General features: G+C 57.9%; 20 protein-coding genes. 11 read left to right on the top strand and 9 right to left on the bottom strand.

Going from position 1 to position 19,250, the window contains the following annotated elements:
• The first annotated feature begins 64 nt into the window (after positions 1 to 64).
• The 4 genes from bioB to A0U92_RS06250 all read left to right on the top strand — a co-directional run bounded on the left by bioB (position 65) and on the right by A0U92_RS06250 (position 3,469).
• Positions 65 to 1,072 (top strand): biotin synthase BioB, encoded by a 1,008-nt coding sequence (gene bioB, locus A0U92_RS06265; protein WP_077812483.1) that lies wholly within the window; start codon positions 65 to 67, stop codon positions 1,070 to 1,072.
• Positions 1,073 to 1,253: 181 nt separating this feature from the next.
• Positions 1,254 to 2,558, top strand: coding sequence for an SDR family oxidoreductase (locus A0U92_RS06260; RefSeq protein ID WP_222927855.1), 1,305 nt, complete (start codon positions 1,254 to 1,256; stop codon positions 2,556 to 2,558).
• Between the two features lie 48 nt (positions 2,559 to 2,606).
• Entirely contained in the window at positions 2,607 to 2,993 is a 387-nt protein-coding gene (locus tag A0U92_RS06255; RefSeq protein ID WP_149026392.1) for a hypothetical protein, read from the top strand.
• Between the two features lie 2 nt (positions 2,994 to 2,995).
• The gene (locus A0U92_RS06250) at positions 2,996 to 3,469 is read left to right on the top strand and encodes a DUF2269 family protein (protein WP_077812480.1); all 474 of its coding nucleotides are present in this window, start codon (positions 2,996 to 2,998) and stop codon (positions 3,467 to 3,469) included.
• 78 nt (positions 3,470 to 3,547) lie between these two features.
• Here A0U92_RS06250 and A0U92_RS06245 read toward each other — a convergent pair whose 3' ends face one another.
• Complete coding sequence (locus tag A0U92_RS06245) at positions 3,548 to 3,979, bottom strand: OsmC family protein (protein WP_077812479.1); 432 nt, start codon at positions 3,977 to 3,979, stop codon at positions 3,548 to 3,550.
• Between the two features lie 300 nt (positions 3,980 to 4,279).
• On the opposite strand from A0U92_RS06245, the gene A0U92_RS06240 reads away from it, so the two are divergent.
• Positions 4,280 to 5,776, top strand: a complete 1,497-nt coding sequence (locus tag A0U92_RS06240) for a malate:quinone oxidoreductase (RefSeq protein WP_077812478.1) — start codon at positions 4,280 to 4,282, stop codon at positions 5,774 to 5,776.
• Positions 5,777 to 6,327: 551 nt separating this feature from the next.
• Here A0U92_RS06240 and minE read toward each other — a convergent pair.
• The 3 genes from minE to minC form a co-directional block, all read right to left on the bottom strand.
• Positions 6,328 to 6,624, bottom strand: coding sequence for a cell division topological specificity factor MinE (minE, locus tag A0U92_RS06235; protein WP_077812477.1), 297 nt, complete (start codon positions 6,622 to 6,624; stop codon positions 6,328 to 6,330).
• Entirely contained in the window at positions 6,621 to 7,436 is an 816-nt protein-coding gene (gene minD / locus A0U92_RS06230; protein ID WP_077812476.1) for a septum site-determining protein MinD, read from the bottom strand. Before minD ends, minE begins: the two co-directional genes overlap by 4 nt.
• A 113-nt stretch (positions 7,437 to 7,549) precedes the next feature.
• Positions 7,550 to 8,314: a septum site-determining protein MinC gene (minC, locus tag A0U92_RS06225; RefSeq protein ID WP_077812475.1), complete on the bottom strand. Its 765-nt coding sequence runs from the start codon at positions 8,312 to 8,314 to the stop codon at positions 7,550 to 7,552.
• Positions 8,315 to 8,478: 164 nt separating this feature from the next.
• On the opposite strand from minC, the gene fzlA reads away from it, so the two are divergent.
• A complete protein-coding gene (gene fzlA, locus A0U92_RS06220; RefSeq protein ID WP_077812474.1) occupies positions 8,479 to 9,147 on the top strand; it encodes an FtsZ-binding protein FzlA in 669 nt (222 codons plus the stop codon).
• Between the two features lie 82 nt (positions 9,148 to 9,229).
• Here fzlA and A0U92_RS06215 read toward each other — a convergent pair whose 3' ends face one another.
• The 5 genes from A0U92_RS06215 to A0U92_RS06195 form a co-directional block, all read right to left on the bottom strand.
• Complete coding sequence (locus A0U92_RS06215; protein WP_077812473.1) at positions 9,230 to 10,498, bottom strand: cytosine deaminase; 1,269 nt, start codon at positions 10,496 to 10,498, stop codon at positions 9,230 to 9,232.
• Positions 10,499 to 10,542: 44 nt separating this feature from the next.
• The gene (locus A0U92_RS06210; RefSeq protein ID WP_077812472.1) at positions 10,543 to 11,904 is read right to left on the bottom strand and encodes a purine-cytosine permease family protein; all 1,362 of its coding nucleotides are present in this window, start codon (positions 11,902 to 11,904) and stop codon (positions 10,543 to 10,545) included.
• A 26-nt stretch (positions 11,905 to 11,930) separates the two neighbouring features.
• The gene (locus A0U92_RS06205) at positions 11,931 to 12,974 is read right to left on the bottom strand and encodes an isopenicillin N synthase family dioxygenase (protein WP_077812471.1); all 1,044 of its coding nucleotides are present in this window, start codon (positions 12,972 to 12,974) and stop codon (positions 11,931 to 11,933) included.
• Positions 12,975 to 13,111: 137 nt separating this feature from the next.
• Positions 13,112 to 13,756: a nucleotidyltransferase family protein gene (locus A0U92_RS06200; protein ID WP_077812470.1), complete on the bottom strand. Its 645-nt coding sequence runs from the start codon at positions 13,754 to 13,756 to the stop codon at positions 13,112 to 13,114.
• Positions 13,753 to 14,862: an XdhC family protein gene (locus A0U92_RS06195; protein ID WP_077812469.1), complete on the bottom strand. Its 1,110-nt coding sequence runs from the start codon at positions 14,860 to 14,862 to the stop codon at positions 13,753 to 13,755. The genes A0U92_RS06200 and A0U92_RS06195 overlap by 4 nt, the downstream gene beginning before the upstream one ends.
• 190 nt (positions 14,863 to 15,052) lie before the next feature.
• Between A0U92_RS06195 and A0U92_RS06190 the strand changes: the two genes are divergently transcribed.
• From A0U92_RS06190 to A0U92_RS06170, 5 genes are all read left to right on the top strand, one after another.
• On the top strand, positions 15,053 to 15,463 hold the full coding sequence (locus tag A0U92_RS06190; RefSeq protein ID WP_077814284.1) for a host attachment protein: 411 nt from the start codon (positions 15,053 to 15,055) through the stop codon (positions 15,461 to 15,463).
• A 43-nt stretch (positions 15,464 to 15,506) separates the two neighbouring features.
• Complete coding sequence (locus tag A0U92_RS06185; RefSeq protein WP_077812468.1) at positions 15,507 to 16,172, top strand: MBL fold metallo-hydrolase; 666 nt, start codon at positions 15,507 to 15,509, stop codon at positions 16,170 to 16,172.
• Between the two features lie 73 nt (positions 16,173 to 16,245).
• Entirely contained in the window at positions 16,246 to 16,788 is a 543-nt protein-coding gene (locus tag A0U92_RS06180; protein ID WP_077812467.1) for a DUF192 domain-containing protein, read from the top strand.
• Positions 16,789 to 16,833: 45 nt separating this feature from the next.
• Positions 16,834 to 17,802, top strand: coding sequence for an NAD-dependent epimerase/dehydratase family protein (locus A0U92_RS06175; protein ID WP_077812466.1), 969 nt, complete (start codon positions 16,834 to 16,836; stop codon positions 17,800 to 17,802).
• Between the two features lie 488 nt (positions 17,803 to 18,290).
• Positions 18,291 to 19,040: a CHAP domain-containing protein gene (locus A0U92_RS06170; protein ID WP_408736102.1), complete on the top strand. Its 750-nt coding sequence runs from the start codon at positions 18,291 to 18,293 to the stop codon at positions 19,038 to 19,040.
• Positions 19,041 to 19,250 lie beyond the last annotated feature (210 nt).

Here is a 19,250-nt window from a genome sequence, read left to right as displayed (position 1 = left end):
TGAAAATGGGGAGCATTCCGTGCGAGAAGAAGCACCCCGCAGATAACAGGAACACCCTCCAGCCATGGCAGACGGCAGCTCCCTCAGCGCCCTTTCTCCGTCTCAGACGCACGCAGGAACGCCGCTACGGCACGACTGGACACGCCAAGAAGTCGAAACGCTTCTGAATCTTCCTTTCCCCGAACTGCTGTACCGGGCGCAGACCCTGCACCGGCAGTTCTTTGATCCGACAGAAATCCAGATCTCGACGCTTCTGTCGATCAAGACCGGCGGCTGCCCGGAAGACTGCGCCTACTGTCCGCAGAGTTCACGCCATGAAGAACGGATCAAGGCGGAAAAACTCATGGCGGTTGACGGCGTCATTGCAGAAGCGAAACGCGCCAAGGAAGCCGGAGCGGCCCGTTTCTGCATGGGAGCCGCCTGGCGCTCCCCCAAGGATCATGATCTGGAAACGGTCTGCTCCATGATCGAAGGCGTCAAGGCGCTCGGTCTCGAAACCTGCGTCACTCTGGGCATGCTGGATGACCGGCAGGCGCATCGCCTGAAGGACGCCGGGCTGGATTACTACAACCATAACATCGACACCTCCCCTGAGTTTTATGGCGAGATCATCTCCACACGCACCTATCAGGACCGTCTCGACACACTGTCAAACGTCCGCGATGCAGGCATCAATGTGTGCTGTGGCGGTATTGTCGGTATGGGCGAAGGTGAATCAGACCGGGCAGGAATGATTGCCTCCCTCGCCTCCATGCCGAAGCACCCTGAGAGCGTGCCGATCAACCTGCTCGTCAAGGTTGCCGGGACCCCCCTGCAAACGGCCGAGGAAGTTGATCCGATCGATTTCGTCCGTGTCATCGCCGTCGCACGCATCACCATGCCTGCCAGCCATGTACGCCTCGCTGCCGGACGCGAGAACATGACGGACGAGGCGCAGACTCTCTGCTTCCTCGCCGGGGCAAACTCGATCTTCTACGGCGAGCGTCTGCTGACGACCCCGAACCCGGCAGCGACCCGGGACCGCCAGTTACTTGACCGACTGGGCATGAACACCACCGTTTCGGCCAAATAACAGGAAACCGCCTTACCCTGTTTCAGAGGGTTGCCGGTCAGGCTCCATGTCACCGTGTCCGCCTTTTCTTCCCAGATTTCTGCAATGGGCAGAAAGGGCGTATCCGGCGACGCCGCCTTGCCGGTCACACCCTCACTCCATAAAAACGACCGGGATTTTCTCAACGACACTGGGGCAGACAATGCGTGTGGCGGTCATAGGGGGCTCCGGCTTCATTGGTTCGGAAATTGTCGCCAATCTCCTGAGTCACGGACATGCGGTCACCCTCTTCTGTCGGGATGCGGCCCGCACGGCTCGCCGTTTTCCAGCCGCCAGCGTCGTGTCATTCGATCTTGTAAAAGGGCGTGCCGAAGACCTCGCCTCACAGCTTGCGGGCTGCGAGGTCGTTGTAAACTGTGCCGGCGTTCTCAAAGGCGGCACAGGTTTTTCCGAGCATGATGTGCATGTCACCGGCACGGAGAAACTTCTTGCCGCCAGCAGGCAGGCGGGTGTCACCCGTATCGTGCATATTTCAGCGATAGGGATTGATCACGCGACGACGCCTTACGCCGCGTCCAAACTTGAAAGCGAGCAACGGCTCCTGAAAGCCTCTGTCGCGTATCCCGGCCTGAGCATCGTGATTCTTCGTCCTTCATTCCTTTATGGCAAAGGCAGTTACGGCGGCAGCAGCGCAATACGGGGCCTGTGCGCCTTACCGGGCGTTCTGCCACTCATCGCCGGAGGACGTCAGAAATTCCAGCCGGTATGCCTCCCCGACATGGCGGAAGTCGTTCGCGCCGCGCTGACCACAGCCACCGGAAAACAGGTGGTGATCGTGGATGTCTGTGGCCCTGAAGTGCTCACCACACGCGATATCGCCCTGAAAATCCGGGCGTGGCTGGGCTTTTCCGCTCCACGGGAAATGAAGGTGCCTGATGGTTTCACCCGTGTATTGGCCAGACTGGGCGATGTCTTTCCCATCGGCGGTCTTTGCAGCGCCATCCGCGAACAACTGGCCACGGATTATGTCTCATCTACCCCGCCCAGCCACGGTCAGGGAACGCTTGGCGTCGCACTCCGCTCCATGGATGATTTTCTGCAGGCAAATCCTTCCTCCGTGCAGGACCGATGGCACGCGAAGCTGCATGTTCTCCGTCCGGCGCTTTCAGCGTCCATCGGTCTGCTCTGGCTTGGGTCCGGATTGGCCGGTCTGGCGGCCGGAAAAGAAGCCGAAACCGTGCTGTCCACGAAAGGAGTGCCTCCCCGCGCGGCCCGTGTAACAGGATACGGCTTTTCTCTGGTCGATCTGTTTTTCGCCTGGGAAATCTTTACCGGACGTGTGCATAAACGCGGGTGGCTGCGGCAGACCGGGCTTGTCGCGGGATATAGCGCCGGACTGACTGCCCTGAAACCCGGTTTGTGGAAAAATCCATACGGCGCACTGCTGAAAAATCTGCCGATCATGGGGCTTCTCGCGGTGCTCGCGCTGACCGATGACGATCGGTAAGACTGCATGATTACGTTCTGGCTCCCATTGCATGTTTTCTCAGCGATCATGGTCACAGGACTGAGCTTCGGCGGTTTTTTCCAGCTTGTTCTCGCTCTCGTCGATCAATCAGAGAGCCGTCAGGAAGGCGGCATTTTCCAGACCCTGCTGATCGCCGGACTGGTGCTGACAGTGCCATTCTTTGGCATACTCATCTTCTCCGGCATCCATCTGGCGAGCCTGTTTCACATTTCGCCCGATCTTCCCTGGATTTCCTCAGCGCTAGGCGCGGGAATACTGGGGCTCATATGCCTCTGTCTGGGTATGGCGTGCCTGCTGGTGCATCGCTCCAGATCTCCACACTTTCGCACGCTGACGATAGCCGCTGGATTGTATGCAGTGGCGACACTGGGATTCGGCTCAGCTATCTGGCGTATGCTTGGAAAGGGAGGCTGAACATGCTGCACCAGTGTCTGCTCGTCACGCATGTCTTCAGCAGTTGCGTCCTGTTTGCTTCCGGCATCATGACCGCGCTCGTTCTGGTCATCCCCCTCCTGACGGGCAGCGTTCCAGAAATAGCTCTGGCTGCACGCAGGGTTGTCCGGTCAGACTGGTGTCTGACATGTCCTTCCGGCATCATTCAGCCTATTACAGGCGTCTGGCTCGCCATCATGGATGGATACAGCCTTCTCTCTCCATGGCTTGTTCTGACCTATGCGGCCTATCTGCTCGCAGCCTTATGCTGGTTTCCTGTGGTGGGACTTCAGATACGCATGGCACGGGAAGCGGAAACTGCTGCTGTGCGGGGAGAACCTCTTCCTCCCTCATTTCAGCGTGCTTTTCTGTGGTGGTTCGCTCTTGGCTGGCCAGCTTTTATAGGGCTCGTGGCTGTTTTCTGGCTTATGGTCAACAAGCCTGTTTTTGGTGGATAATTCATCCACCCGGGCAGAGAAAAACCGATCCTGCTCCGCCCGGGTGTGACGTATTAGTCTGAAAGTGACAACGCAGATTCAGGCTGACAGAGTAGCGTCCAGAGAAATCTCGGTCCTGAACAGTTTGGAAACCGGGCAGTTCTCTTTGGCTTTCTGCGCCAGCTTCTGGAACTCTTCTTCACTGACGCCCGGAACCGTGCCTGTAAGGGTCAGATGGATTGAGGTAATGGCAAAACCGCCATCCTGCTTGTCCAGCGACACGACAGCCTTGGTATCGAGGGCTGTCGCTGTATAGCCCGCGTCGCCGAGGATGAGCGAAAGCGCCATTGTGAAGCACGACGCATGGGCGGCGCCGATCAGTTCTTCCGGATTTGAGCCGACCTTGCCTTCAAAACGGGTGTTGAAGCCATAAGGCTGGTCCTTCAGCGCTCCGCTTTCTGTGGAAATCAGGCCTTTACCCTCCTTGATATTCCCTTCCCAGTGGGCTGTTCCGTATTTTTTGATCGTCATTGCTGTCGCTCCCTCAAAAACTGTCTGCGCCCCGGCCTGAACCGCTCATGCACAGACCATCTGGGGTCGGAACGCCTGATAACCAGAGGTGTTTCGCAATGCTCGCAAAGAGATGATGCCGCAAACTGTACAAATCATGTGCATACCGGTGACAATGTTTTGGAATTGGACAGGCGTCAGGGGCAGCGGGAGAGGCTTTTCTTCTGGATTTGACCGGGCCATTCTGCCGACCCACAGCCCGACTCAGGTCATGTATCCCTGAGGTATGTCACACGTTATCTACATCTACCGGAGAGTGTTATGAGTGCTGCAACGACTGAAGTCCGTGCTTCGACGGACGTTCTCCTGATTGGCGGAGGTGTCATGAGCGCCACGCTCGGCACCTTTCTCAACACGTTGCAGCCTGACTGGACGATCGACATCTTCGAGCGCCTCGACGATGTGGCGCAGGAAAGCTCGAACGCCTGGAACAATGCCGGAACCGGCCACTCCGCCCTCTGCGAGCTGAACTACACCTCCGAGAACGCTGACGGCAGCATCGACATCAGCAAGGCCCTGAACGTCAACGAGCAGTTTCAGGTGTCACGCCAGTTCTGGTCCTATCTTGTCAAAACCGGCCAGATCGCCAATCCGCGCGACTTCATCACACCTGTCGCGCACATGAGTTTTGTATGGGGTGACAGGAACGTCGATTTTCTGCGTCGTCGTTATGAAGCACTAAAGGACCATCCCCTTTTCTCTGGCATGCGTTACTCGGAAGATCCCGAGCAACTGCGCCAGTGGATGCCTCTGGTGATGAAAAACCGCCCGACTGGCGAGAAACTGGCCGCGACATGGATCGCTTCCGGAACAGACGTCAATTTCGGCGCGCTGTCACATCTTCTCATCAAGGCTCTGAAAGAAAAACCGGGGGTTGCGCTCCATACAGGGCACGAGATTGAAGACATCAAGCGTGGTTCTGATGGTCGATGGAATGTGCGTGTCAAGGCGCTGCATACAGGACAGACACGTACGGTCAGCGCCCGCTTTGTCTTTATCGGCGCAGGGGGCGCAGCCCTTCCGCTGCTTCAGAAAACGGGCATCCCGGAAGTGCGCGGCTATGGCGGCTTCCCGGTCAGCGGCCAGTTCCTGCGCTGCAAGAACCCTGATGTCATCGCAGCCCATCGTGCCAAGGTTTACGGCATGGCGTCCGTCGGTGCGCCTCCGATGTCGGTGCCGCATCTCGATACCCGCATGATCGACGGCCAGTCTACCCTGCTGTTCGGGCCTTATGCAGGGTTCTCGACCCGCTTTCTGAAAAAGGGCTCCCTGCTTGATCTGCCGCGCTCAATCAACGGCGGCAATATCGGCTCTATTCTGGCCGTCGCCCGCGACAACTGGGCGCTCACCAAATACCTGATCCAGCAGGTTCTTCAGAGCAATGCGGACCGGATGAAGGCGCTGCGCGAGTTTGTCCCTGACGCCCGCGACGAGGACTGGGAACTGGTCGTTGCCGGTCAGCGCGTGCAGGTCATCAAGGCCGATGCGAAAAAAGGCGGCGTGCTTCAGTTCGGCACGGAAGTGATCAGTTCGGCAGACGGTTCGGTCGGAGCGCTCCTCGGTGCGTCACCGGGCGCTTCCACGGCGGCCCCGATCATGCTCAACGTGATCCGCAAATGCTTCGCCGCCCAGCTTCCGGCATGGGATGCCAAACTCAAGGAAATGATTCCGTCTTTCGGCCAGAAGCTGTCCGACAATCAGGAACTTTGCGAGACGCTTCGCAAAGACACGACGGAAGCTCTGCGTCTGGAAGACTGACAACTTTCCTGATCCCGGCAATGCAGCAGGATTGCCGCACCTGATCATTGCCGCGACATGACTTAGACTTTGCAAGGGGTTTTCTGGACAGAGGCATTCACTGCCTGTTCCGGAAAGCCTCTTTCTTCTTTTACGCCACCCCAAACGCACAAGAGAAATACTTCAAAGTCATCAAATGAATTCACCGATCCGTTGATGGGTGGCGTACCGGACTTCCGCATGAACGAAAATGACTACCGGCCGCACCGTCCACGGCGTTTGCTCCGTCCTTTTGGCGGCTGAATGAAGCAGGCGGCAGGGTGTGTTGTCGGCCTGCCGCCATTCCGGACAAATCTGATCCCTCAGACCGGTGTGACAGTGGCGGCCTTGTCTGTCAGATTCTTTTGCTGGGCAAAGTTTTCGGGCTCTGCCCCGCACCCCGCCAAAGGTGCACCTTTGGAAACCGCTGCCTGTCAGTAAATGGGCTGAAGAGAGGTCGGCAGCCCTTTTCAAACAAAAAATGGCGTTCCAGCTTATCCGGAACGCCATCCCAACATTCAGTCAGACCACACTCACACGGAATGCGTGCCGTCCTTCTTTTCCTTGTCGTTCTGCTCAATACCCGGAACTTCAATATCGATTTCCAGCATTGAACATCCCGAACCACGATCCAGCTTGACCTGCACCTTGTCCTGATCAACGGCGACATGGCGGCTGATCACTTCCATGATCTCTTTCTGGAGCTGGACCAGAAGATCGGACTTGCCTTCACCAAGGCTGGCGCGCTCATGGGCCAGCAGAATCTGCAGGCGATCACGCGCAACAGGTGCGGACGAGCGGCGATTGAAAAGGTTTGCAAGAAAGCTCATGCAGCACCCCGCTTGAAGAGCCAGTCAAACAGGCCCTTCTTTTCGGTAGGAACAGTAACGTCCACCTTTTCCCCGGTCAGGCGGCGGACTGCCTCGAAATAAGCCCGGGCAGGCGCGCTTTCAGGAGCGGCCAGAGTGACAGGCGCACCAAGGTTGGAGGAGCGCAGGACATCCTGACTTTCCGGAATGATACCGATCAGCGGGATCGAGAGGATATCCAGAACGTCATCAACGCTCAGCATTTCTCCGCGAGCAGCGCGGGCGGGATCGTAACGGGTCAGCAGAAGGTGCTTTGGCATCTTCTCGCCCGCCTTCGCCTTCTCCGTCGTGCTGTCCAGCATGCCGATGATCCGGTCACTGTCACGCACGGAAGAGACTTCCGGATTGGTGACGATCACGGCCTGATCGGCGTGAGCCATGGCCAGTTGAGCACCGCGCTCGATACCGGCCGGGCTGTCACAGACCACCCAGTCAAACTTCTCTTTCAGTTCGGCCATGACTTTCGCCACGCCTTCTTCCGTCAGAGCATCCTTGTCGCGTGTCTGGGACGCCGGGAGCAGGGAGAGCGTATCAAGACGCTTGTCCTTGATCAGCGCCTGATTCAGCTTGGCGTCACCCTGAATGACGTTCACCAGGTCAAAAACGACCCGACGCTCGGCACCCATCACAAGATCGAGATTACGCAGGCCAACGTCGAAATCGACCACAACAACGGACTTGCCCGTCTTTGCAAGCGCCGCGCCGAGGGCAGCGGTGGTGGTGGTCTTACCGACGCCGCCCTTACCGGATGTGACGACGAGAACCTGCGCCATAAACTGTTCGTCCTTATTTCTATATCGACCCGTTAATTATTGCATCAAATAGGTCGAATGTGTGTCCAAATCAGGGCTCAGGCCCGGAAATTAATACTACGCCGCAATACTCTTCACGTTAGCGGTTTAAGAGTAAGCACTTCGTCAACGAGCACGGCCTGTGAGGGTTTTCCTATCAGATCTTCCGACATTTCCTCGGCAATCGCATAGAAACCATCAATGGCCAGCAGTTCAGGCTGCATCACCCGGGCAAAGATCCGGGCTTCGGGTCGTCCGACAATCCCCGCGATGGCGCGTCCCCTGAGAGCTCCATATACATGGATCGAGCCACCGGCGGAGACTTCCGCACCGGACGCGACAGAACCCAGAATGATCACATCGCCCTCCGCCCAGACAATGTGCTGACCGGAGCGTACCGGCTCCTCGACAATCAACGCACCGGGGGTCGGCGTCAGTTCCTCGACAGAATCAAGCGGGATATCTTCTTCGGCTGTTGACCGTCCGCCGCTCAGACCTTCCGGCCAGTTCCATCCGGCGAAAACCTCTTCATCACGATCCGCGCCTTCAATGCCGATCACCCGGATATTACGCTCTTCCAGCGACGGCAGCAGACCCGCGAGACCGGGCGTGTCCAGCGGAACAAGCGTGAGATCGAGGATAATCGGTTTGCCGGCGAAAAAGCCGGCGGAGCGACTGATCTGATGATCCAGGGCAACAAGCCAGATATCGAGCGGAGCTTCAGGCGTAAGCACCAGAGCAAGAAAGGATCGACCCCCGGCCCGGATACGCGGCAGGCTTGCTGGATCGACGGAAACTGTGGACGACGTCACGATCTGAGGCTCATCCTTGGTCTGAAATATTGTCCGGCACGCCATCATCGCGGCCAGTTGATGGTCATGAGTCCGGTGGTAACACCTCGTCAATCCGCCTGTCGAGGCCGGAAGTCTTCAGTTCTCAGCCTCGCTATTTCCCCTCCCCGCCCTGCGCGCGCATACGCACGCACCTACTGGCGCGTTACGTGCGGATCGCCTAAAGCGGGCGCATGCGAATCCTTCATCATTTTCCCCTGTCGCCCTACTGCCGGAAAGTCCGGCTGACACTGGGCGAAAAACGTCTTCCCTTCGAGCCGCTGACAGAGCGCGTCTGGGAGAGCCGTCCTGAATTCGCCCGCCTGAACCCGGCGCAGGAAGTGCCGGTTCTGGTGGAGGATAACGGCCTCGTCGTTCCGGATTCGTCAGTGATCTGCGAATATCTGGAAGAAGCCTATCCCGATCCCTGCCTGCTGGGCCGCACGCTCGCGGAGCGCGTTGAAGTGCGTCGGCTTGTGGCATGGTTCGACAGCGTGTTCGCGCGCGACGTGACCCGCAAGCTCTTGGGCGAAAAGGTGTTCAAACGCCTGAGCGGTCGCGGCAATCCTGACGGCACGGCGCTGCGGGAAGGTTACGCCAATATCCGCCCGCATCTCGATTATATCGGCCAGCTTGCCGAAGCGCGCACATGGCTTGCAGGCGGAACACTGTCACTGGCCGACTTCGCCGCAGCCGCGCATGTCTCCTGCCTCGACTTCATCGGCGATATCGACTGGAGCAAGCAGCCTGCCGCTCGCGAGTGGTATGCGCGGGTCAAATCGCGGCCCTGCTTCCGTCCGCTCCTGAACGACCGGGTGCCCGGCATGAACCCGCCGGACTACTACGCCAATCTGGATTTCTGAGAGAGCTTCCAGTCTCTCTCGGACTATCCGGAAAAGTCCTTCAGCCTGGTGGAAGAACCAGCCTGCCGCTGCCGCCTGCCGATCATATCCGCGCCAGATCGACTGTCCGCTCCTCTGCCAGCGTCAACTGACTGAGACGTGGCTCTGTCCGGGAGATGACCCTGCCGTTTCTGAGCACATACAACCGGCACGGACGCAGTCGCAGCGCATCCAACACCGAGCAGGCCTGTAGAACCACCAGATCAGCCGGATTGCCGACTTTCAGCCCATACGAGTCCAGACCGAGAATACCGGCCGCCATGTCCGTGACGCTACTGAAACAGGCCGCCATCTCGCTTTCGCTGGTCATCTGCGCGGCGTGCAGTCCCATGGACGCCACTTCCAGCATGTCATGACTGCCGAGGCGGTACCACGGGTCCATCACGCAGTCATGGCCGAACCCGACCGGCACGCCCGCACGCAGCAATTCAGGAATGCGCGCCAGCCCCCTGCGTTTCGGATAGGTGTCGTAACGCCCTGACAGTGTCATGTTGATCAGCGGGTTCGAGACCGCCGCAAGACCCGATTCAGCCAGAAGCCCGATCAGTTTGTCGGCATAGGCATTGTCCATCGAGTGCATCGACGTCAGATGGGAGCCGGTCACCCTGCCCTGCAGCCCGTATCTGACCGCACAGGCCGCCATGGTTTCGACATGGCGTGAGTTCGGGTCATCCGTTTCGTCGCAATGCATATCGATCGGAAGCGCGCGATCCGCCGCCAGCCGGAACAGTGCGTCGATCGACTCACCGCCCTGTAGCGTCGTGCGCTCATAATGAGGGATGCCACCGACCAGATCGAGCCCCATGTCGAGCGCCCTGACCAGCAGTTCCACCGCTCCTGCCATCCGGAAAAAACCGTCCTGCGGAAAGGCGACAAGCTGGATGGTCATCCACGGCTTCAGATCTTCCCGCAGACGCACCAGTGCACGAACCGCTCTCAGATCAGGGTCGCTGATATCGACGTGTGAGCGGATAGCGAGCGTTCCCTGCGAGATGGTCATCTCGCACAGCTTGCGGGCGCGGGCGTAGATATTCTCTTCGGTCAGGTGGGGCTTTGTTTCCTTCCATATCTGGATACCCTCAAACAGAGTCCCGCTGGCGTTGTGACGGATCAGGCCGGCGGTGAGTGTCGTATCCAGATGAAAATGGCTGTCCACGAAAGGCGGCGAGACAAGATAACCATCCAGGTCCAGCATCTCGACAGCCTCACCTGAAAACCGCGGCTCAATGGCGGCAATTTTTCCATCGGCGATAGCGATGTCCGCACGGCTGCCATCAGGCAGGACACCGTTTTTCAGAACCAGATCCATCATGTCAGATTTTACCCGTTTCGATCGTCATGAATTTCCCCACTCTCTCAGGCATCCTGAAAACGGACAACAGACACACGCCGCCCACGCATATTCAGCAGCGCGATCTGCCCCAACGCAGCAAGGAAGAATCCGACAAGATAGCCGACATCTGCTCCTCCGAGCATCGCCGCGACCGGACCTGTGTAGAGAGGCGTCGAAGAGAACAGGCCGATTGTCAAAACCGTTACGACAACAAACGACGTCGCTGAAGAGGTCCAGCCGGAGAGTGTCTGCATCCGCAAGGATTTCAGAGAAGCCGGACGGCAATACCAGTCGGCCAGCACGATCCCGCACCATGGCGCGATCCAGTATAGCGCAAGAAGCAGGTAATTCTCATAGAGAGATACGAACGTTCCCTCGCCCAGCACAGCAAGAAGATAACCCATACCCGCCGTTACTACGGCGCTCAGCATGCGATTGACATGCACGCCACCGGAAATCAGCGCATAGGCGGCGGTATTGTCGTTAGCCGCATTGATCGCGATGGAGGAAAACGCCACGGCAGCCAGAGCGACAGGTGCGAAAACACCCGACCAGTTCTGCAAGGCTGCAATGAGCGAGCCCGGAGACGGATCACTGATCGCAGCGCCTGTCAGCAGGCCGAACAGTTCCATGATGAAGGAGGAAAGGAATGTGCCGCCAAACGTCAGCCAGAATACCCGTGAAGAAGGTGTGCCAGGCGGCACGTAGCGCGTGTAATCCGACGCATAGGCCGCCCATGCCATGTTGAAACTGCTGACAGCGCCAATACCGATCATGATATCGGCAAAATGTGGAGCGGCAGATGATGCAGCGCCCCCCTGCCCTGAAGACTGGAAAACGGCAATCACACCGACGATCGCAAACGAAACCAGCAGGACCCAGCCGAGATATTTCTCAATCGCCTGCACAATGTCGTGGCCACCCATGCTGGCCAGTAACTGGGCGAAAGCCAGAATACCCAGCGCCAGCCAGAATGGCACGGCCAGACCGACCATCTTCAGCAGCAGGATGAAGGCCAGTGCGGACGGCACATTGTTGACCGCATCCCAGCCGACGCAGTTCGCCCAGTTGATCAGGGACGGCAGACGCTTTCCAATACGGCCAAATGAGAAACGTGACGCTTCCATCTGAGGAAGTCCCGTCTCAGGCCCCATCACGGCACAGAGCGCCACAGGGAGCGAGCCGAGAAGATTGCCGATCAGCAGAACCGCAAAACCGGTCCAGCCCGGCAATCCGAGCACCACCACCAGCACGCCGATCACCCACGCTGCCGGCGCAAGGTTGGGAGAAAAATGGCTCCAGAAAACCCGATCCACACGGGTTGTCCGCAGATGGGCGGGAACACGTTCCAGAACGGCCGCGCTACCGGTTTCCTCAACTTGCATGGGCGAATGATCCTGCTGGCGGGAGTTCAGACTTTTTCTGGCTGGGACTGACGATAATCATATGTCTCGTCGAAACGGGAGAGGATGTACTCTCCTGCCCTGACAGGCGGATAAAGCGGCGGATGAGCCTCGTCCTGACAGGAGGAAAGCGGGCTGATCACAGTGTCGTAGTCCGGCCCGAAAAACAGCGGTATGGAATAACGTTCTTTTCCGGACCGGTTGATGACGCGATGCAATGTCGAGCAGAAGAGATCATTGGTCCAGCGCGCCATCATGTCTCCGACATTGATGACGAATGTATCGGGAATGGGTGGTGCTTCCACCCACACGCCTGCGGCGTTGAGCACCTGAAGCGCTGAGTCGCCGTTCTGGTTCAGGATGGTGAAACACTCATAATCCGAGTGCGCACCGATACCGATCTGCTTCTCGTTGACGACACCTTCCTGCGGCGGATAACGCAGAATACGCATATGCGCACAGGGTTTGTGGATCAGTGGGAGGAAATAGTCCTCCTCCAGTTCAAGAGCCAGAGCAAAGGCCCGGAACAGGGTGTGACCCAGTGCGACAAGACTTTTATAGCAGGCGAGCACAGCGGGTTTGAACCCTTCCGGCTGCGCTGGCCAAAGGTTGGGGCCATACAGAGCCTTACCTGCGAGCACGTCAGGGTCATTGGCAGGAATATCTCCCGCAAGATCAAAGGCTTCGTGGAGATCGCCCTGAGAGTCAGGGTTGGTGTTCTCTTCCAGCAGAGGACCGTAACCGCGATGGTTCGGTGAATTCCTGATATGGATGCGACATTTTTCAGCCTCCGGCAGCGCGAAGAAAGCTTTGCTTTCTTCATAGCACCGCGCCAGCACGGCGGGGCTTACACCGTGATGACGCACATAGAAGAATCCGACCTCGGTGCAGGCTTTACGTACCTCGGCCCCTGTTCTCCGTCGATCCATCTCGTCCGGGGACATCATTCCGGCGAGATCAATGAGCGGAATTTCCGTGAAGGCGGTGCGCTGAACGTCCAGTCCTTCATCACCAGTAATCCGGACACCATTTCCGGTTTGAACGACAGCCATCGAATGAAGGCCTCCCGTTGAATGCCAGCCAGAGGGTACCCCGCTGTCGGGGCACGCTCCGGCTTCAAGCCATACCGGCATTTATTTCTTTTTTGCAATGATTTTTAATCAGAGGCCCCTGTGCGGCAAGCAGATCTTCAGGAGGTTTCCGCCGCCCGCATTTGCGCAAATTTCTGCAGGGAAGCATGTGTGTCGAAGTCCACCAGAATGGAGGGTGCGCCCAAAACCCTAGCTTTCACAAGAGAAGGATCAGACAGCAACGCCTTCCCGCCCCTGTCTCCAGCCAACGCCATCAGAGAGGCAAAACACCCGGCTCTCCACAACACCGGATTGCCCACCCGCCCCTGCCATTCCGGCAAAACCACATCAGCGTTTCCCGCCAGAAAACAGCCAATCAGTGCGTCAATGACTCCACTCCCCACCAGCGGCATGTCACCAAGACTGACGAGGCATCCCGTGGCCTGCTGCTCCTCAGCCCATGCAACGCCGACCTTCAGGGAAGCCGCAAGTCCCTCATCCGCCGCAGTCGAAATGCGGATGTCGATCTGTTTGCCGCAACCGCTCTCCCGCACAACTGCCTGAAGAGCGTCTGTGACATCACGCGCCAAAGGCGGCAGAACGACACAGAGGGCGGACACCTGGCTGGCGCAGAGCCCGGCAAGCGTGCGGGCGAGCATTGTCCGGCCGTCCGCATCTCTGGCCAGCAACTTGTGCTGTCCCCCGGATCGCGACGATCGGCCAGCCGCCAGCACCACGGCAACAACCGGAGCGGACTCCATCATGCCTTCACCTTACGCGGCGACCACCAACTGATTCCCATGGAAAGCGGCGCTGCCCGACGCACGGCGACGATATCCGCCATGATGGAGATTGCGATCTCTTCCACATCAACAGCGCCTATCGGCAGTCCCACCGGCCCGCGTATCCGTCGCAGGGCCTCTTCCTCCACGCCCGCTTCCCGCAACCGCGCCAGACGCGAGGCGTGCGTTCCCCGAGATCCCAACGCTCCGATATAAAACGCCGGACCTTTCAGCGCCTCCACAAGAGCCGGATCATCGAGCTTGCTGTCATGGGTCAACGTGACAATCGCGGTCATCCGGTCCGGTCCCGCAGCCGCAAGGGCGTCATCGGGCCAGTCATCCACCAGCCTGACTCCGGGAAAACGGTCCGGGGTCGCAAGGCTGGTACGGGGATCAATGATGATGACATTATAACCGGCGCTCATCGCCATCGCCGCCAGAACCTGAGCAATATGAACCGCTCCCACGATCAGCAGCCGGGGCGCGGGCGCCAGCAGTTGCACAAACCAGTCGGGCGTCAACGCGGGACTGACCGCCCCAGCCTCTCCGGAGGTGACCCGTGCTGTCATGATCTCCGTAATCGCGGGCGGAATCTCACCGTCCGGACAGACAGGCATCCCCCTACCGTCCAGCAGGACGTGGCGTGAACCGTCGAGAGCCATACCGATGGCCAGAGATTGCCCTTTCGTGCGCCGATCGATAATCCACGGGAGCAGTGCGGCGGGAAATGTGCCTTCTGGAGAAAGCGGTGACCGCACCGCCTCGACAAACACATCCAGACGGCCGCCACAGGCCAGTCCAACCGACCAGAGCCCGACCTCCTCCCCACCATAACTGCGGACACAAGGCGATGCGCCGGCCATCACCTCTCTGGCGATAGACATGACGTCCGCCTCGACACAGCCACCACTGACGGAGCCCTCGACACGTCCGCTGTCATCCATGACCATAATGCTGCCAAGAGGCCGGGGCGAGCGCCCTCCGGTCCCCACGACCGTGGCGAAAGCGACGGCCCTGCCCTGTGCGAGCCACTCCTGCGCCAGAGCGAAAGGACAGGACAGTCTGGAGGAAAGAGTAGAGCTGGACATATTCCGCACTATACAATGAACGAGGCGTTTCTTCACCTCATCCGTGTGGCAGGGCGGCGCTGACAGAAAGGGGGGTTGCCCCGAACCCCGATCAGGGCTCTATCTTTGCGCCGAGATCCGAATCCCGGTGTGCCTGATGGGCATGCCCCGCACTTTCGGACAAAAACGTGCCAATCATGGAGCACATACGATGCCGAACAGCTTCGACGGACAAGTCATTTATATCGTTGCCGATGGCGGCAAAGCCCGCATCCTTCAGCATAAGGACGGCCACATGCACGAAGTCTCTCACTTCGCGGCAGCCGAAATCGCAGGTTCTTCAGACAATGGTCGCGGTGATTTTTCTGTCGCCGACCACCACAAGCAGGAATTCGGCAAGCGCGTCGCCACATGGATGAACGATCAGCTTCATGGCGGCAGCAAGCCGGATGGTTTCGTGCTGGCGGCTCCGGCCAAGGTTCTGCACGTCATCCGTGAGCACCTTGCCAAACCGACTCAGGCGAAGCTGATCAAGTCGATCGACAAGGATCTGATCAACATTCCGGTTGCTGATCTGGTCTCCCATTTTGACATTCCGGAAACAGGCTGGAAAACCGCCTGAAATCCTGCGTAAGCTTTTCCCAGACTAAACCAAGGAGCATTTGATGAGTGACACAGGACGTCTGATCACAGAACGGCACCCTGTTACGCCATTCCATCAGAACTGTTCACTGGTCTGGGATCCGATGACGCACCGGGCTCTCGTCGTTGATCCGGGTGGGGATGCCGATCGTATCCACGCCCGTATCCGCGAGGCCGGACTGACCGTGGACGCCATTCTTCTGACGCATGGTCATCTGGATCATGTCGGTGGCACGGTGGCGCTCAGGACACTTCTGGCCGACACACAGGATGAGGTTCCTGAAGTGATCGGTCCTACCACTCATGACGAATTCCTGCTGACCTCGGTGGAGGAGCAGGCCCGTCATTTTGGTCTGGCGAACCTGCACAGTGTCAGCCCCGACCGTTATACCTCGGACGGCGACGCGTTCGACCTTCTCGGTCACCGCTATCAGGTGCTGCACGTCCCGGGTCACACTCCGGGTCATGTCGTGTTTTTTGATGCGAAAGAGCAGATGCTGTTCGCTGGAGACACGCTGTTTCGCGGCACGATCGGGCGGACGGATTTCGCCTATGGCGACAGCCGTCAACTGGTCTCTGCGATCCGCGAGAAACTTCTCCCCCTTGGAGATGAGGTTGTCGTCGTGCCGGGGCATGGCGCTCCCACGAAGATCGGTGCTGAGCGGATGAACAACCAGTTCCTCCAGTAAGATTTTATTTTCCCTGATTCCCTATTTTCTTTTCCAGCCGTTCTTCGGAACGATCAGCAGAGGCGCATCATCGGTGAACCGTCAGACGTTTGGCACTCTCTTCCTGTCCCTTGCGCTTGCTTCAGGCGGACTTTCCCTGACCCTGCCGGCTCACGCCGACGATGCCGCATCCGGCGCCCCCACCGCTGCCCAGCCTCCGCTTCCGAAAGAGACGCTGACCATCACCTCCGCATCCGGAAAACACGAGTTCACGGTTGAAAAAGCGACGACCCTGCGTGAGCAGCAGGTTGGCGAGATGTTCCGCACGACACTGCCCGCTGATCAGGGCATGGTGTTCCTCTGGAGCGCACCGCAGCAGAGCGACATGTGGATGGAGAATACTCTCATCCCGCTCGACATCGTTTTCATCGGCAATGATGGACGTATCCAGTCCATTGCTGAAAATGCCGTCCCGCAGAGTCTGGCGCACATCAGCAGCCATGGTCCGGCTGTGGCGACCCTTGAACTACAGGGCGGGATTACGGCGAAGATGGGTATTACCGTAGGAGATCGTGTCTCTTCCGCCTCGCTGGATGCGAAGATGGCTCGCCCGGCGTCGGCAAAGAAATCTCACTGAGCCTATGACCAATCCGGCACGCATCAGGCTCGACAGGAGCATGCTGTGACAGTCCTTGTCACGGGAGCTGCCGGTTTTATTGGCTTCAGCACCTGCCTGCGTCAGCTTGTGTCCGGGAAACAGGTTGTCGGAATTGATAATCTCAACCGTTATTACGATACCGCCCTCAAGGACGCACGCCTTGCCCAGCTTGCTGCGTTTCCAAACTTCACGTTTCGAAAACTCGACATTGCCCGCGATGATATTCTGGCCGCTTTCACGGCATCCGAACGGCGCTCCATCACCGAAGTTCTCCACTTTGCCGCGCAGGCCGGTGTACGCCATTCCGTCATGATGCCGTTTGAGTTCGTTGACGCCAATGTCCGGGGACAGGTCGCCATTCTTGAATTTGCCCGGCGGCTTCCGGCCCTACGACACATCATATACGCCTCATCGTCTTCTGTTTACGGTCGCAATACGGCGTTGCCATTCCGTGAAACAGATCGCGTGGACCAGCCCGGCTCATTTTACGCTGTCTCGAAGCGGTCCGCCGAACTGACAGCGGAGTGCTATCAGCATCTTCATCAACTCCCCCTGACAGGACTTCGTTTTTTCACGGTCTACGGTCCTTGGGGGCGACCTGACATGGCCTATTACCTCTTCGCCAAGGCTATAATGGAAGGACGTCCGGTCACATTATATGAAGGCACAGCACTCGCGCGGGATTTCACCTTTATTGATGATGCTGTCGATGCAATCTGCGCTGTCACAGACCTGCCGCCTTCCGGTCAGGCGCGCATCCTGAACATTGGAAGCAATGTTCCCGAACCGGTGTCACGTCTCATCAGTCTGCTGGAAAATTTTCTGGGGCGGACCGCAGACATCAGACTGACTCCCCGGCCGACCGCTGATGTCGAATGCACCTGGGCATCCCTTGAGCAGATCCAGCAACTGATCGACTGGCACCCCACCACGTCACTCGAGATCGGCCTGGAACGGTTTTCCAGGTGGTTTCTCAATCACAGCTACGGCTGAAGCATTTTCTCAAAACGCTGACTGCCTGTCACCCGGTCTCCAGCCGTCGCTGATAGACCGCATATCTCCGGCTGCATCTGGACCAGAGCAGTTTCCTGCCCAAAAGCTTCGCTTCTTCCAGATATTGACCACCCCTTCAGACGGTCCAGCCCACATATGGCTGGTCGCCTCCGGTCTGATAGCCAGCGATCCGGTTTCACGCGAATCACCGTCAAATTTTTTTAGGGTGTTGCGATATTAATACATAATAAATACATTTAGCGATCTGAAATATGGCGAAAAATGACTTTTACTTAGAGAGTATAGGATTTAAATCCTATGTTCCGTTATTCATTTTATGAAATTGATAGGATCTGGCTTTTAAGGTCAGTAAGTTCTCCTTCGCCCCTTGTCAGATGCAAAGCAGCCTTGCTACGCACGATGAAAGAGAAATTTGAGGGCTGCGCATTATGGATCTGCTGAGGACTTCTGGCTTTCGTCGCCTTGTCATGGCGACCCTCACAGTTGCAGCCACCAATGCACTGCTTCCTTCCGCCGGTCAGGCACGCACACGTCACGTTGGCCACAAAATGGCCAACCGTCATGTGCACAGCATTTCTTTCAATGTTGCGGACCATGGTTACCATACCCACTATGCGCCCGCGTATTACGGACGCTGGGTCCGGCAGAACCATTACAGCAGCCATGTCATTCAGTGTGTAGCTTTCGCCAAAGCAGAATCCGCTATTGAACTCCGCGGCAATGCTGGCGACTGGTGGTATAACGCAGCCGGGCGCTACGCCCGTGGTTTTGCTCCGGAAGTCGGAAGCGTCCTTAATTTCCGCCCGATCCGTCGCATGCCGCTCGGCCACGTAGCCGTCGTGACCGGAGCCCTCAACAGCCGCGTCATCACCATTGATCAGTCTCATTGGGGACAGAGCGGCATCAGCCGTCATGTCCGGGTCGTTGATGTTTCACCCGACAATGACTGGTCCGCTGTCCGCGTTGAACTGAACAGGGAGAAAGGATCTTTCGGGTCCATCTATCCGACATTCGGTTTCATCTATCCTCGCAGCGAAGGGAGCTCTGCCGTCTTGACCGCCTCGGCAGAACGGATGACTGTCGCCGCAGATGCTGGCTCGGAAGTTGCAGAAGCTCCTGAGGATGTTGGCACAATTGAGCAGAATTATCGTGCGCCACGGCGTTTCCATCCGATGTTCCGCCATCGTCACGCACCCAGGCATAAAAGCCATAAGTGAGATCACCCTTTCTCACATACAAAGGAGGCCGAATAAGCCTCCTTTTTTTATGCCTTCTCTTCAGTCGCCGAACGCCCTTATTCACCGCTGAATTTCAGGACCATCTCGGCAGGCCCAAGTGTGCAAAAGGGGAAATGACATTCTCTTAATAATATCCTTCACATTCTATAGTTGCGAACAATTATTAATTGCAATACCCTGGTGAAAATC

The organism is Acetobacter aceti, from assembly GCF_002005445.1.
GTDB lineage: Bacteria > Pseudomonadota > Alphaproteobacteria > Acetobacterales > Acetobacteraceae > Acetobacter > Acetobacter aceti_B.
Note: the sequence above shows the minus strand (reverse complement) of the source record. Positions and strands in the feature narration are given on the sequence as shown.